General features: G+C 59.3%; 11 protein-coding genes. 9 read left to right on the top strand and 2 right to left on the bottom strand.

Features of this window, described 5'->3' with window-relative positions:
* Positions 1-20: 20 nt before the first annotated feature.
* Genes cyoB through RGCCGE502_RS27835 form a run of 4 tightly spaced genes read left to right on the top strand, consistent with a single transcriptional unit; the run spans position 21 to position 3,850 of the window.
* Positions 21-2,024: a cytochrome o ubiquinol oxidase subunit I gene (gene cyoB, locus RGCCGE502_RS27850; RefSeq protein ID WP_016557556.1), complete on the top strand. Its 2,004-nt coding sequence runs from the start codon at positions 21-23 to the stop codon at positions 2,022-2,024.
* Between the two features lie 4 nt (positions 2,025-2,028).
* The gene (gene cyoC / locus RGCCGE502_RS27845) at positions 2,029-2,649 is read left to right on the top strand and encodes a cytochrome o ubiquinol oxidase subunit III (RefSeq protein WP_016557555.1); all 621 of its coding nucleotides are present in this window, start codon (positions 2,029-2,031) and stop codon (positions 2,647-2,649) included.
* Complete coding sequence (gene cyoD, locus RGCCGE502_RS27840; RefSeq protein ID WP_016557554.1) at positions 2,646-3,047, top strand: cytochrome o ubiquinol oxidase subunit IV; 402 nt, start codon at positions 2,646-2,648, stop codon at positions 3,045-3,047. The genes cyoC and cyoD overlap by 4 nt, the downstream gene beginning before the upstream one ends.
* Before the next feature lie 47 nt (positions 3,048-3,094).
* Positions 3,095-3,850, top strand: coding sequence for an SURF1 family protein (locus RGCCGE502_RS27835; protein ID WP_040675885.1), 756 nt, complete (start codon positions 3,095-3,097; stop codon positions 3,848-3,850).
* On the opposite strand, the gene RGCCGE502_RS27830 is transcribed toward RGCCGE502_RS27835, so the two are convergent.
* The gene (locus tag RGCCGE502_RS27830) at positions 3,851-5,257 is read right to left on the bottom strand and encodes an FAD/NAD(P)-binding protein (protein WP_016557552.1); all 1,407 of its coding nucleotides are present in this window, start codon (positions 5,255-5,257) and stop codon (positions 3,851-3,853) included.
* Between the two features lie 435 nt (positions 5,258-5,692).
* On the opposite strand from RGCCGE502_RS27830, the gene RGCCGE502_RS27825 reads away from it, so the two are divergent.
* The 4 genes from RGCCGE502_RS27825 (at position 5,693) to RGCCGE502_RS27810 (ending at position 11,038) form a co-directional block, all read left to right on the top strand.
* On the top strand, positions 5,693-7,501 hold the full coding sequence (locus tag RGCCGE502_RS27825; RefSeq protein WP_016557551.1) for an ABC transporter ATP-binding protein: 1,809 nt from the start codon (positions 5,693-5,695) through the stop codon (positions 7,499-7,501).
* Positions 7,502-7,512: 11 nt separating this feature from the next.
* Positions 7,513-9,408 (top strand): ABC transporter ATP-binding protein, encoded by a 1,896-nt coding sequence (locus RGCCGE502_RS27820; RefSeq protein WP_016557550.1) that lies wholly within the window; start codon positions 7,513-7,515, stop codon positions 9,406-9,408.
* Between the two features lie 227 nt (positions 9,409-9,635).
* The gene (locus tag RGCCGE502_RS27815; protein ID WP_019280321.1) at positions 9,636-10,331 is read left to right on the top strand and encodes a GntR family transcriptional regulator; all 696 of its coding nucleotides are present in this window, start codon (positions 9,636-9,638) and stop codon (positions 10,329-10,331) included.
* Positions 10,332-10,363: 32 nt separating this feature from the next.
* Complete coding sequence (locus RGCCGE502_RS27810; protein WP_016557548.1) at positions 10,364-11,038, top strand: GntR family transcriptional regulator; 675 nt, start codon at positions 10,364-10,366, stop codon at positions 11,036-11,038.
* A gap of 15 nt (positions 11,039-11,053) precedes the next feature.
* On the opposite strand, the gene RGCCGE502_RS27805 is transcribed toward RGCCGE502_RS27810, so the two are convergent.
* Positions 11,054-12,940, bottom strand: a complete 1,887-nt coding sequence (locus tag RGCCGE502_RS27805; RefSeq protein ID WP_016557547.1) for a bifunctional sugar phosphate isomerase/epimerase/4-hydroxyphenylpyruvate dioxygenase family protein — start codon at positions 12,938-12,940, stop codon at positions 11,054-11,056.
* Between the two features lie 244 nt (positions 12,941-13,184).
* Between RGCCGE502_RS27805 and RGCCGE502_RS27800 the strand changes: the two genes are divergently transcribed.
* On the top strand, positions 13,185-14,015 hold the full coding sequence (locus RGCCGE502_RS27800; protein WP_040675883.1) for a transporter substrate-binding domain-containing protein: 831 nt from the start codon (positions 13,185-13,187) through the stop codon (positions 14,013-14,015).
* Positions 14,016-14,117 lie beyond the last annotated feature (102 nt).

Genomic DNA, 14,117 nt, shown 5'->3' with positions numbered 1-14,117 from the left:
ATCAATGAACGGGTTAATCCATGTTTTCGAATCCTGACCTCCTGAAGTTCATCTTCGGTCGGTTGACCCTAGAATCGATCCCCTATCACGAGCCGATCCTGGTCGTGACCTTTGCGGTCGTCGCGCTGGGCGGCATCGCGCTTCTAGGCGTCGTCACGTATTTCAAACTCTGGGGCTACCTCTGGCGCGAGTGGCTGACGAGCGTCGATCATAAGAAGATCGGCATCATGTATGTCATCCTCGCCCTCATTATGCTGCTGCGCGGTTTCTCCGACGCCATCATGATGCGCCTTCAGCAGGCGCTTGCCTTCAACGGCTCGGCTGGCTACCTGCCTCCCCATCACTATGACCAGGTCTTTACCGCGCACGGTGTCATCATGATCTTCTTCATGGCGATGCCGTTCGTCACCGGGCTGATGAACCTCGTCGTTCCCTTGCAGATCGGTGCGCGCGACGTATCGTTCCCGTTCCTCAACAATTTCTCGTTCTGGATGACGACAGCAGGTGCGATCATCATCATGATCTCGCTTTTCATCGGCGAATTTGCCCAGACCGGCTGGCTTGCCTATCCGCCCCTTTCTGGCGCCGACTACAGCCCGGGTGTTGGCGTCGACTATTATATCTGGGGACTGCAGGTGGCCGGTGTCGGCACGACATTGTCGGGCATCAACCTGATTGCGACCATCGTCAAGATGCGTGCACCCGGGATGAGCTTCATGAAGATGCCGGTCTTCACCTGGACCTCGCTCTGCACCAACATCCTGATCGTCGCGACCTTCCCGATCCTGACGGCGACGCTGGCGCTGCTGTCGCTCGACCGCTATGCCGGCACGAACTTCTTCACGAATGACCTCGGCGGCAATCCGATGATGTACATCAACCTCATCTGGATCTGGGGCCACCCGGAGGTCTACATCCTGGTGCTGCCGGCCTTCGGCATCTTCTCAGAGGTCGTGGCCACATTCTGCGGCAAGCGTCTCTTCGGTTACGCGTCGATGGTCTACGCGACCTGCGTCATCATGATCCTGTCCTACCTCGTCTGGCTGCACCACTTCTTCACGATGGGATCGGGCGCGAGCGTGAACTCCTTCTTCGGGATCACCACGATGATCATCTCGATCCCAACAGGAGCGAAGATGTTCAACTGGCTGTTCACGATGTACCGGGGGCGGATCCGCTATGAAGTACCGATGCTTTGGACGATCGGCTTCATGGTCACCTTCGTCATTGGCGGCATGACCGGCGTTCTTCTTGCCGTACCGCCGGCCGACTTCGTGCTGCACAATTCCCTCTTCCTCATTGCTCACTTCCACAATGTCATCATCGGCGGCGTGGTGTTCGGCCTGATGGCGGGCGTCACCTACTGGTTTCCGAAGGCATTCGGCTACAAGCTCGATCCGTTCTGGGGCAAGATGTCCTTCTGGTTCTGGCTGATCGGCTTCTATTTCGCGTTCATGCCGCTCTATGTGCTCGGCCTGATGGGCGTGACGCGCCGTCTTTCCCAGTTCGAGGATCCGTCCTTGCAGATCTGGTTCATCCTTGCTGCCTTTGGTGCGGTGCTGATCGCGATCGGCATTGCTAGCTTCATCATTCAGCTCATCGTCAGCTTCTTCAAGCGCGAGGAGCTGCGCGATACCACGGGTGATCCATGGGACGGCCGTACACTCGAATGGTCGACGTCTTCACCGCCGCCGGACTACAACTTCGCGTTTACACCCGTCGTGCACGACCATGATTCCTGGTACGACATGAAGGCGCGCGGCTATGCCCGTCCGCTGGAAGGCTTCAAGCCGATCCACATGCCGAAGAACACCGGCACCGGCTTCATTCTCGGGGTTCTCAGCATCGGGCTGGCCTTTGGCCTCATCTGGTACATGTGGTGGCTGGCTATCCTGTCCTTCGTTGCCATGATCGCCGTGTCGATAGGCCACACCTTCAACTACAGGCGCGACTTCTACATCCCCACCGAGGAAGTCATGGAAACAGAGGGCAAGCGGACCGCACTGCTTGCCGAGCAGGTGTAAGACCATGAGCGATACTGTGATCGACAAGGCCAACAAGCCTGAATTCTACCTGACCGAAGACCACCATCCGGAAGGCAGCACGATGCTGGGCTTCTGGCTGTACCTGATGAGCGACTGCCTCATCTTCGCCGTGCTCTTTGCTACCTATGGGGTTCTCGGCCGCAACTATGCGGCCGGTCCCTCGCCGGCTGATCTGTTCGATCTGCCGCTGGTGGCGATCAACACTTCGATGCTTCTTCTGTCGTCCATCACCTACGGCTTCGCCATGCTGCAGATGGAGCGCAAGGAGAAGGGTGCGACGCTGTTCTGGCTTGCCGTCACCGGCGTTTTCGGCCTGGCCTTCCTCGGGCTTGAACTCTATGAGTTCGCGCATCTGATCCACGAGGGGGCCGGCCCGACCCGCAGTGCCTTCCTGTCGTGCTTCTTCACGCTCGTCGGCACCCACGGCCTGCACGTCACCTTCGGCATCGTCTGGCTTGTCACGCTGATGGTACAGGTGTCGCTGCACGGTCTCATTCCGGAAAATCGGCGCCGCCTGATGTGCCTGTCGATGTTCTGGCACTTCCTCGACGTCGTCTGGATCGGCGTCTTCTCCTTCGTCTACCTCATGGGAGTTCTCGGATGACCACCCACGCACCCGCAACCGAGGACGCTCACGAAGCCCACCATGGCCACAGCCGCGGGCATGAAGCTGCCCACGGGACCTTCAGGAGCTACATGATCGGCTTCGTGCTCTCGATCATCCTGACCGCAATCCCGTTCTGGCTCGTCATGGCCGACGTGTTCGAGAGCTCGACCGTCACCGCCGCCTGGGTCATGGGGCTCGCAGCCGTCCAGATCGTCGTTCATATGATCTTCTTCCTGCATATGAATCCGCAGTCGGAAGGAGGCTGGACGATGATGGCGCTGATCTTCACGCTGCTGATCGTCGCCATTGCGCTCGCCGGCTCTCTCTGGGTCATGCATCATCTGAACACGAACATGATGCCGATGACCCCCGAGATGATGAAGAACATGCCCTAGTGGCATTAGCGGGCGGCGGTTGGCCGCCCGCCAAGGTTTTTCTGGCCATGGCCGACACCTCCCCTGACAGGACACAAAAACGGAATAGCGTCGCCGGCTTCGCGATTTTCTGCGGCCTGATGGTTGCGCTGACTGTCGCACTGGTTGCGCTCGGTCTCTGGCAGGTCGAGCGGCTGGCCTGGAAACGGGAGCTGATTGCGCGGGTCGAGGAGCGCGTCCACACAGAACAGGTTGGCGCTCCGGCGCAAGCCGAGTGGAACAAGGTTAGCCGTGCCGATGACGAATATCGGCGCGTGTCGGTCGCAGGCACCCTCGAGAACGACAGGGAGACGCTGGTTTATGCGTCGACGACGCTCGGCCCGGGCTACTGGGTCCTGACCCCTCTCAGACGGACGGACGGCACCTTCGTGCTGATCAACCGTGGCTTCGTTCCGACGGACCGGCGTGATCCCTCGACGCGCAGCGAGGGACAGGTGGTCAGTACAGTTGTCATCACTGGCCTTCTGAGGATCACGGAGCCGAAAGGCACGGTGATCAGGTCCAACGATCCGGGAACCGATCGCTGGTACTCGCGCGACGTTGACGCAATTGCCGATCGACGTGGCATTGATGGCGTCGCCCCCTATTTCATCGACGCCGACGCGACGCCCAATCCGGGCGGATTGCCGGTTGGCGGGCTGACGCAGATTGCCTTTGCGAACAATCACCTGGTCTACGCGATCACCTGGTTTGTTCTGTCGCTCATGCCTTCCGGACTGCTTGTCTTCGTCCTCAGCAACGAAAGCCGGGCGCGAAAAGAATGATCAGATCGCCCGGCTGCAGGGATAGACACGCTCCGCGGCGTGCTCAGCGACGGCATAAGCCTGGCTGACGATCTCGGGGACGAGATCGATATCGGGCAGACTGCCGAGACCGAGGGGGCCGACGGCAAACAGGTCCTCGACCACGGACCCGTCGTCGAGGCATGGGCGGCCATACTGATCGACTGCGAGACCGAGCGACAGCTCGTCAGGCAGTGCCAATCCCTCATCGAGCAGGCTTGCGATCATCGGTGATGTCAGTTGCGGCCCGCGGCAGCGGCAATCCAGAACGCGCTCAGCATGCACGATTTCGTCCGCGCCTGAACCGGCAGGGCGAAAAAACAGGCCGCCCAGGCCCTGGCGGCCGACGACGCCGCGACGAAGGACGGTATTGCCACTGGCGAGCTCTCCCTGCAGGCGCGCGTGTATCGCTTCCGGCAACCGGTTGCGATGGCTGTCGTAGATCGCCCGCAAATGCCGGTTGAACTGCTGCTTCTCTCGCGCCGGCAGGGAGCGCCATAGCGAGCGGGCATGCTTGCGCAGGCCGTTCATGACCGATTGCCAGCTGCGGCCTTCCGCCTCCGCCTCGCGGCAGGCCTTGCGGATGAAGCGCAGGATATCGGAGAGGTTCCCCGGCATGGCGTCAGCCGGAAAAACCGGATCGGCAGAATTCGGGGTGTGGCGCTGGGGCAGGAACCCGTTCCTCGAGAGGATGGTCACTTGCCCGCCATAGCCGGTGTCGCGCAATTGCAAGAGCTGGTCGACGACCCTGATGCCGCTTCCGAGCAGCACCGTGTGAGGGCGTGCCACCAGGCGCTGGGCTCTTACCGGTGAAGGGTCTTCCGCGCGATCCTCGGCCTTTGGCAATCCGTAGCCGGTTGCAAGAACGACGATGTCAAACAGAGGGTTGGTAGGGCTGCCGCTTTCGAGCAGAAAGCGTCCACTGTGCATGCGCCTAATTGCCACGACCGGTTCCGGGCAAACCTGGACGCTGATATCCCTGCGCGCGGAAAATGCTTCCGAGAAGCGCTGGTAGACATAGTCGCTGAAGATGTCCTTAGGCACGAAAATCTGGCGGAATCCTGGAATGGCCGCAGGCACCGCGGCGCGGAATTCCGCGTTGCTACAGAGCCAGTCGTTGAAGTCATCTGCATCACCTTTCGAGACCGAGAGATCGCGAACGCGCGTGTTGAGGATGGTCGAGGCCCGCGTTGTGGAGAGCGCCTGTCCGCCGCTGACCGAGGAATTGGGATCAAAGAGCTGCAGGTGAAAGGGCGTGCGTACTATCTTCATCAGCGCGATGGCGGTCATCATTCCGGAAAAACCGCGCCCGACAATTGCGATCCGCGGGATGGCGGACGCCCGTGCTGCCGCCGCTGATTTCGAGGAAAACAGGCCATGAACCGTCATCTCAACTCCCCTGCGACCTTGCGCATCGTGTCTCGACTGGTGGCAACGCGGAACGTCCGCGCCGCTTGGGTTCGCGCGGCTTTGAACCGCTCATAGTCTATCAAACTGGTCGTGTATCAAAGCTTCAAAAAAACAATTAGGCAAGCGCTTTGTCTCGCGGCCCGCCTGACAGGAGACAAGCAACGGAAAAAATTGGGAGTTTTCTCTATCCAGAGTGCGCCAATCCGGCCGACGCGAGCGCATCTTTCTGCTCACGATAAAATAACCAACTGGTGAATTCTTGACTTGAAGGGCCTAAAGGAATCGGCAAAAGTAAGGGTGCTAATCAATCCTTCCATTGATTCCATTGTTCGGACAGCGTCCGATCACACCTCTGTATTGGACATCACCGTGAGCAGCGATGCTTTAACACGCACGACGAATCCCTCGGCGTCAATGGCGAAGGCGACCGCGGCGGGCTGGGGCAAGGGCCTCTTCACGCTGGTCCGCATTACCGTCATGGCGTTCCGCCATCCCTGGCAATCTGGCCTTGCAATCAGTGCTACCCTCGTCGCTTCGACCTTTCAGCTGATGATCCCGCGACTGCTTGGCCAGGCAGTGGACCTCACCCAGGGTGCGATGGCAGGCGGCCAGGCAGGACAAGTGGCACAGGATGCGCTTTTGACGACGGCACTCTTGCTGCTCGGTGCCAGCGTCCTTCGCGGCCTCTTCACCATGGTCCAGAACTACTTCAGCGAGAGTGTCGGCCATCATATGGGCTACGAGCTCAGGCTCGCCTGCTACGAGAAAATCCAGCGGCTTTCCTTCAGCTTCCATGACAGCGTCCACTCGGGCGACTTGATCACTGTCGGTCTGCTCGACCTTGAAGGGGTTCGCATGTATTTCTCGACGGCCCTTGTGCGCATGGTGCTTTTGACCATGCTGATCGGCATTGGCGCCTACATGCTTCTGACCACCGACGTCGTGCTCGGCCTCCTGGCGCTGAGCTTCGTGCCTTTCGTCGCATGGCGTTCCTCGGTCACGCAATTGCGGCTTCGCGCCACCTGGCTCGACCTGCAGGAACGGCTTTCCGTCCTGACGCGCATCATGGAGGAGAACCTCGGTGGTATCAGGGTGGTGCGGGCTTTTGCCGCCCAGGCGCACGAAATGATGAAGTTCGAGACGGCGTCAAAGAATGCCCTGGCGCTCGCCCACCAGCGTGTCGGCATTCGTGTCGTCAACACCAGCGCTATGACCTTTTCCTTCTTTGCGGCGATGGGTCTCGTTTTATGGATCGGCGGTGGCAAGGTCATGTCAGGCGAGATCACGGTCGGTACGCTTGCATCGTTCCTGACGTTCATGACGATCCTGCAGATGCCGGTGCGCCAGCTTGGTCTGATGGTAAACGCCTTTGCCCGCGCCTCCACCTGCGGCACAAGGCTCTTCAACCTGCTCGATCTCGAGGTTGCCGTGCGCGATGCGCCCGACGCGAAGGATCTCACGATTTCGGACGGTACGCTTCGCTTCGAGAAGGTCGGCTTTGCCTATCCCGGCGCGCCAATGCACGCGGTCCTGCGCGACATGACTTTCGAGGCAAGGCGCGGCGAAACGATCGGTATCGTCGGTCCGCCGGGCAGCGGCAAGTCGACGCTTGCCCATCTCATCCCGCGCTTTTACGACGTTACGGAGGGCAGGATCACGATAGACGGCCAGGATATCAGGAAGGCAACCCTGCAGTCGCTTCGCCGGTCGGTCGCCGTCGTGCAGCAGGATTCCTTCCTGTTCACCACCTCGATTGAAAACAACATTGCCTACGGCGATCCCTGGGCTAAAGAAAGCCGCATCGAACGGGCCAGCGAAAGCGCGCAGCTCCACAACTACGTGCTTGGCCTGCCGACGGGCTACGGCACTGTCGTCGGCGAACGCGGCGTTTCGCTCTCCGGCGGGCAGCGCCAGCGCCTGACGATTGCCCGTGCGCTGATGCTGAAGCCGGCTGTCATGGTTTTCGACGATTCGACAGCGGCAATCGATGCCGCGACCGAGCAGCGCATCCGCACGGCGATGCGCAAATATGCGGCCGATCGCGTCACCATCATCGTTGCCCACAGGCTGGGCTCGCTCATGCATGCCGACCAGATCCTGTTCGTCGAGAACGGAGAGATCGTCGAGCGGGGCACGCATCAGGAGTTGCTGGCTGTCGGCGGGCGCTACAAGGCGCTCTATGAACTGCAGGTGCGACCGGGCGGCGACGCCCTCAGCGCCTAGAAAGGAACGACATGGCCGAGGAACTGGAAACCGAGCGCTCCGACGTTCGCGAGGATGGACGCCGGCCGCCGCGCGCGGTTGTCGGCTCCCACCGCATCGAGGAGGAGATGTTTGGAAAGGCCTTCGACGGCAACATCGTCAAGCGCATATGGTCGTTCGTGCATCCCTACCGAAGGCAGGTATGGTTTTCCCTAGCGGCAGTACTGACGTTCACGTCGATGCAGCTGCTCATCCCGCTGATCATCCGTTATGCGATCGACCACGGGATGCGGACGGATCCTGGCCATTCGGCGCTGACGTGGTCGATGATCGCCTTTCTCGCCGCGATCCTGGTCAACTACTGCGCCAGTTACGCCCAGGAGATGCTTGTCGGGACTGTCGCCGAGGAGGTTCTGTTCGACATCCGGAGGGCGATGTTTTCGCACCTTCAGCGGGTTTCGCTGTCGTTTATGGACAAGACCGAGGTCGGACGACTGATGTCGCGCCTGCAGGGCGACGTCAATTCGATGCAGGAATTCCTGGAGACGTCGGTGTTGTCGGTCGGCGATATCGCGCTGCTTTTCGGTATCGTCTTCGTCATGCTCTATCTCGACTTCAAGCTCGGCCTTCTCACCCTGTCCGTCCTGCCAATCCTGTTTGTCGTTCGCCTCTTCTGGCTCCCACTGGCGCGCAAGTCCTTCATGGCGGCGCACGAGACCAATTCGGTTGCCAACGGTGCGCTCGCCGAGGCCATCCATGGCGTGCGCGCCGTCCAGGCCATGGATCGCCAGGGCGTCAACTTCATGCTATACGACGACAAGGCGAAGGCGAACCTGAAGACCCACCTGACAGCTGCCCGCTACGCCCAGGTCATGGTGCCAATCGTTGATTCCTTGACCGGCGTCGCCATGGCGCTCGTCATCGTCGTCGGCGGTGCGCGCGTTCTCAATCAGGCGCTCGACGTTGGTGTCCTCGTCGCCTTCCTGTTCTACATCCAGCGGTTCTTCGATCCGATCAGGTCGCTGACCCTGCAATATTCGGTGATGCAGCGCGCCATGGCGTCCGGTCAGCGCCTGACTGAAGTTCTGGATGTTCCTGTCGACATCAGGGACGCGCCTGACGCGAAGGAGCTTAGCGCCGACATGGACGGATCCGTCGAGTTTCGTGACGTCGTCTTCGGCTATAATCCCGCGCACCCAGTCCTGAAGCATGTCAGCTTCAAGGTAAATCCCGGCGAAACGGTTGCGCTCGTCGGGCCGACGGGATCCGGCAAGTCCAGCTGCATGTCACTGATCCACCGCTTCTACGACGTCCAGCAGGGACAGGTGCTCGTTGGCGGACATGATGTCCGCGACCTCAAGCAGGATTCACTCGGCGACCAGATCGCCATGGTCCTGCAGGAACCCTTCCTATTTACCGGCACGGTGTTCGACAACATTCGCTACCACAAGACGCAGGCAACGCGCGAACAGGTGATCGACGCGACCAAGGCGGTTGGGGCACATGATTTCATCATGCGTTTGCCAGAGGGCTACGACAGCATGCTTGGCGAGCGCGGCGGAAATCTTTCGCTCGGACAGCGCCAGCTTTTGAGCTTCGCCCGCGCGCTTGTCGCCGACGCGAAGATCCTGGTGCTCGACGAGGCCACGGCCAATATCGACAGCTATACCGAGATGCAGATCCAGAAGGCGCTCGTCAAGCTTCTGGAAAATCGCACGGGGCTTGTCATTGCCCATCGTCTCGCCACCATCCGCGAGGCCGATCGCATAATCGTTCTGCAGAACGGGGAACTTATCGAGAGCGGCAACCACCAGCAGCTCATGAAGAACCGCAAGCTCTATTCCAGGCTCTACAATCTCAACTACGCGTCGTTTGACGATATTCCGAAGGCTCTGCTGGAAGAGAAAACCAACGCATCAGCCACGTAGAGAGGCGCGCCCCACAGTTACGCGATCGCTCTTGATTGATCCCCATTGCCTTCGTGGGGTCGCCATACAACGGACAGCGTGCTCACACTGGGGTTTCTATGGATGGGCTTTCGCCAACATCGCGTGGCGGCCGTTGAACCTGTCACCTCCTGGAACCGGCGCATCTCTTAATCGACGTGTCAAATTGTATTTACCGATTGAAAGCTCACGGCCGTGTCGATATACGTATGACAAAATGCAAAATATCGGAGATCGATTTGCTCCAGAAACTTTTGGGCGAAACCGTCGCGGAGAGCAGCTACCGGCAGATCAAGGCAGATATCATCTTCGGGAGACTATCGCCCGGGCAAAAGCTGAAGCTCGAAAACCTGAAAGCAGCTTATGATACGAGCGTCAGCACTCTGCGTGAGGTTCTCAATCGCCTGACATCGGAAGGGCTGGTCATCGCCGAGGGTCAGCGCGGATTCGAGGTCGCGCCTGTTTCGGAGGCGGATCTGCGGGAAATCGCTGCGCTGCGGTTGCTGTTGGAAGAACACGCTCTCGATCAATCCTTCGCACAGGGCGGTGTCGAATGGGAGGCCGCATTGATGGCGGCTCACTACAAGCTTGCCCGCATGGAAGAGGTGATGGCCTCCGGCGACACCAGCAGAGCTGAAGACTGGAAGCGCTACGATTGGGAATTCCACCAGGCTTTGATCTCCGCCTGCGGATCGCGCCTCCTCATGGAAACGCATTCCGCCGTCTTCGACAAATACCTGCGCTACCAGATGGTGGCCCTGTCATACCGCGGAAGCGTCGCAGAAGCCGAACATCGGCAGCTTCTGGAAGCAGCACTCGCCCGCGACAGCGCGACAGCGAAGACTATCCTGCAGCGCCATATTCTGGACGGGGTCGAGCACGCCCTTACCAAGCACCGCCTCTGACGCGTGACAGTAGACGCACACAAGGGAATACCATGCTGAAGCCCGTAACCGACCCCTCTGAAACGGTCAGCGATGTTGTCCTGCGTCAAATCCGCGAGGACATCATTTCGGGCAGGCTCGCGCCGGGCGCCAAGATCAAGCTTGAACAAGCAAGGAAGCGCTATTCGATCAGCGTGTCTTCGCTGCGAGAAATCCTGAGCCGTCTAACCACCGAAAACCTGGTGCTTGCAGAAGGTCAGCGCGGTTTCGAAGTGAGCCCCGCGTCTCGCAAAGAGCTGGAGGAACTTGCAGATCTTCGCCTGGTCTTGGAAACGCATGCGATCGCTCTCTCCTTTTCTGCCGGAAACCTTGAATGGGAGGGCAGGATCGTTGCCGCGCACCACAAACTTGCGGCCGCGGAGAAGACGCTGTTGTCGGGTGATGCCTCACGCACGATCGAATGGGTGCGCTACGACTGGGAGTTCCACCAGGCGATCGTGTCGGCCTGCAACTCCACCACGTTGATGACAGTTCTTTCTTCGGTTTTTGACCGTTTCCTGCGTTATCACTTGCTCGCCCGCAGCTTTCGTGGACAGCCAGTCGTCGACGATCACAAGCTTCTCTTCCAGCTTGCTTTGAAGCGCGATGTTGAAGGCGCGCAAGCCGTGGTCCGGCAGCATATCCAGAGTGGCGTGGACCACGTTTTGAACAGCGGACGGCTTTCCTAGGCCGCCCACAGGGGGTCAGATAGCATCCTTCGGCACGCCCTCCGGCCGCATCTGCTTCTTCAATGCAGCAATGCGGAAGATGGCGTTGGACGCACCATAGCCGCGGTAGCCGCGGCGTTCGACGATTTCGAAAAAAAAGCCTTCGCCGTAGGTCCCACTATAGAGCTGAAAATATTCGCCGTGCTCGTCGCGATCATAGAGAATGTTCTCAGCCTTCAACTGCTCGCTGAGGTGAGGATCAAGGCCGAAGCGCGCCTCGACGTCATCATAGTAGTTTGGCGAGATGTGGAGCGCCTTGAAGCCCCTTTCGCGCAGAGATTTCGCTGTGGCGAAGATATCGTCAGTGGAAAATGCGAGATGCTGGATGCCTGATCCGAACTTCTCTGCGATGAAGTGGCCGGCAAGCGTGCGACGATTTTCCGCGCCGTTCATTGTGATGCGGAGCGAGCCCGTGTCATTTTCTACAACCTGACTGCGCACCACACCGCCGGGATCGATGATGTCGACCATCGGCGTCTTTCTTGTTTCGAAGATCGCAGTGTAAAACAGCAGCCACGTCAGCATCTCGTCGTAGGCAAGGGTCTGCGCAATATGATCGATCCGCTTTAGACCCGCATCACCGGCGTCCTCGCCATCGACGGCTTCGAAGTCGATGTTGGAAAATTGCCCGAGCGGACTCTTGTGGTCAATCAGGTATATCAACCCGCCGCCGACGCCGCGAATGGCCGGAATTTGGAGCTCGCCGTCGGCAACGGGCTGACGGAACGGTTCGGCATCAAGCGCGAGCGCGCGCCGGTAAGCCGCAGCGGCGTCGTCAACCGCGAGTGCCATCGCGTAAGCAAAAGTTCCGTGGACAGCATACGCTGCATAAGCAAAACCAACCGGCTCGACGTTGACGAGAATGCGGATCTCGCCCTGCTGATAGAGATTGACCTTCTTGGAGCGGTGAACCGCCGCCTTGCGGAAGCCGAGTGCGTTGAGCAGGCCATCGAGTTCGACAGCCTCGTCCTCATCGGTGGCAAATTCAACGAAGCCGACGCCTTGCGCCGACGCTCTCGGGGGCATGTCGATGCCGATCGTGGCCCTCGTGCTCCGGCTGACCTGATCACCGAGATAGATCAGCGAGCGGTGGCCGTCTGCCGCAATCGCGCGGGTCGAACCACCGCGGAACTGATCGTTGAAGATCTCCAGTGAGAAGTAGCCATCGTAGCCTGTCGCGGCGACAGCCTCGGCGAATGCGGCGACCGGCAGATCGCCCTCGCCTGGCATGTTGCGGAAGTGTCGGCTCCAATAGAGGAGATCCATATCGATCAGCGGAGCATCGGCGAGTTGGACGATGAAGATTCTCTCCGGCGGGATGGAACGGATTGAATTGACATCGATTTTTCGCGAGAGCGAGTGGAAGCTATCGAGGATGAGCCCGACGTTCGGGTGGTTTGCCCTTCGAACGATCTCCCAGGCATCCCGGTGGTCACTGATAAAGCGTCCCCAGGCAAGCGCCTCGTATCCGACCCTCAAGCCTCTTTTTGCAGCGCGCTCGCCGAGTTCGTGAAAATCCGATGCTGCGCGATCGATGCCGCCAAGCGCTGCGGACGATACGTTTGAACAGACAAGTACAAGGTCGGTTCCGAGCTCCTGCATGATATCGAACTTGCGCTCGGCCCGGTCGAACGTACGGCTGCGCAAGGGTTTAGGCATGCCTTCGAAATCACGGAACGGCTGGAAAAGCGTGATCTCCAGACCGAGATCCCTTGCCATCCTCCCGACTTCGGAGGGCCGCCCATCGAAGGCAAGGAAGTCGTTCTCGAAAATCTCCACACCGTCGAAACCAGCTTTCGCAATCGCTTCCAGCTTTTCGGGCAACTCGCCACTGATGCTCACCGTGGCAATCGAGGTCTTCATGGTCCGAACCCTTTCGCACTCAGCAAATCGGGCAATGGGGCCTGATACCGCCATCCTCCCAAAATCGATTGGGAGGTATTATGCCGAATGTCGTGATTATTTCAATTCAATTGGCAAAAAACAAATCATCATAGATTATCCGAAAAATATGTTGATTTATGACGAGCTGTCTGGCAATTATGCCTATACGGTCAGGGAGAGTGACTGTTGCGGTCAGCGCGGCCGCCCAATGGAGGAGGAAACCATGCTGAAATCGATGCTAACGCGGCGAAACGCAATGCTCTGCGCTGCAGCTCTTATTGCCGCAACCGGGCTTGCAAGGCCGGCGGCCGCCGTTACCCCCGACGAAATCAAGGCCAAGGGAAAACTCATCGTCGGCATCCAGGGTGATAACCCACCATGGGGCTTCGTCACGAGCGGCGGCAAGCAGGATGGTCTGGATGCGGATATCGCAACGCTTTATGCCAAGGAGCTCGGCGTCGAGGTCGAGTTCGTCCCGCTCGAGGTCAACAACCGCATACCGGCGCTGACGACGGGTCGCGTGGACGTGCTGTTCGCAACAATGGCGATGCTGCCGGACCGCGCCAAGGCCGTCCAATTCTCCAAGCCGTATGTCGCCAATGCGATCGTGCTGATTGCACCGAAATCGATGCCGATAAAAACCAATGACGACATGGCCAACCTGACGATCGGGGTCGCGAAGGGGGCGGCACAGGATACCCAGGTGACCAAAAATGCGCCGAAGACGGCGACGATCCGCCGATTCGATGGCGACGCTCCGAGCGTCCAGGCGCTGGTCTCGGGGCAAGTGCAAGCGCTCGGTGGCAACATCTTCTACATGGACCGTGTCGAGAAGGCTCGCCCGGGCGAATTCGAAAACAAGCTCGAATTCCAGAAACTCTACAATGGCGCCTGCACGCGGCTGGGTGAAAAGGAAATCAATGCTTCGATCAACGTCTTTATCGACAAGATCAAGGCTAACGGTGAATTGAAGACTATCTACGATAAGTGGATGAAAGTTCCTGTACCGGAATTTCCGGAAAAGCTCGAGGGCATCCCCTTCGCCGTCAACTGAGCGGCTCACTTGCTTTAGGCAGACAGAGCGACGGGCATCACGATGCCCGTCAACGCTACCTCCGTACCTGAAGACGAGCGCCGTTTTTCAAGGAGCGCGACC

Origin of the sequence: Rhizobium grahamii CCGE 502, from assembly GCF_000298315.2 — a bacterium.
GTDB classification, from domain to species: domain Bacteria; phylum Pseudomonadota; class Alphaproteobacteria; order Rhizobiales; family Rhizobiaceae; genus Rhizobium; species Rhizobium grahamii.
The sequence above is the reverse complement of the archived record's forward strand: the minus strand, read 5'-3'. Positions and strand labels throughout refer to the sequence as shown.

Excerpts from the sequence above, each read along its gene's own strand:
- cyoB (WP_016557556.1), top strand. The coding sequence starts at position 21 with ATGTTTTCGAATCCTGACCTCCTGAAGTTCATCTTCGGTCGGTTGACC.
- cyoC (WP_016557555.1), top strand. The coding sequence starts at position 2,029 with ATGAGCGATACTGTGATCGACAAGGCCAACAAGCCTGAATTCTACCTG.
- cyoD (WP_016557554.1), top strand. The coding sequence starts at position 2,646 with ATGACCACCCACGCACCCGCAACCGAGGACGCTCACGAAGCCCACCAT.
- RGCCGE502_RS27835 (WP_040675885.1), top strand. The coding sequence starts at position 3,095 with ATGGCCGACACCTCCCCTGACAGGACACAAAAACGGAATAGCGTCGCC.
- RGCCGE502_RS27830 (WP_016557552.1), bottom strand. The coding sequence starts at position 5,257 with ATGACGGTTCATGGCCTGTTTTCCTCGAAATCAGCGGCGGCAGCACGG.
- RGCCGE502_RS27825 (WP_016557551.1), top strand. The coding sequence starts at position 5,693 with ATGGCGAAGGCGACCGCGGCGGGCTGGGGCAAGGGCCTCTTCACGCTG.
- RGCCGE502_RS27820 (WP_016557550.1), top strand. The coding sequence starts at position 7,513 with ATGGCCGAGGAACTGGAAACCGAGCGCTCCGACGTTCGCGAGGATGGA.
- RGCCGE502_RS27815 (WP_019280321.1), top strand. The coding sequence starts at position 9,636 with ATGACAAAATGCAAAATATCGGAGATCGATTTGCTCCAGAAACTTTTG.
- RGCCGE502_RS27810 (WP_016557548.1), top strand. The coding sequence starts at position 10,364 with ATGCTGAAGCCCGTAACCGACCCCTCTGAAACGGTCAGCGATGTTGTC.
- RGCCGE502_RS27805 (WP_016557547.1), bottom strand. The coding sequence starts at position 12,940 with ATGAAGACCTCGATTGCCACGGTGAGCATCAGTGGCGAGTTGCCCGAA.
- RGCCGE502_RS27800 (WP_040675883.1), top strand. The coding sequence starts at position 13,185 with ATGCTGAAATCGATGCTAACGCGGCGAAACGCAATGCTCTGCGCTGCA.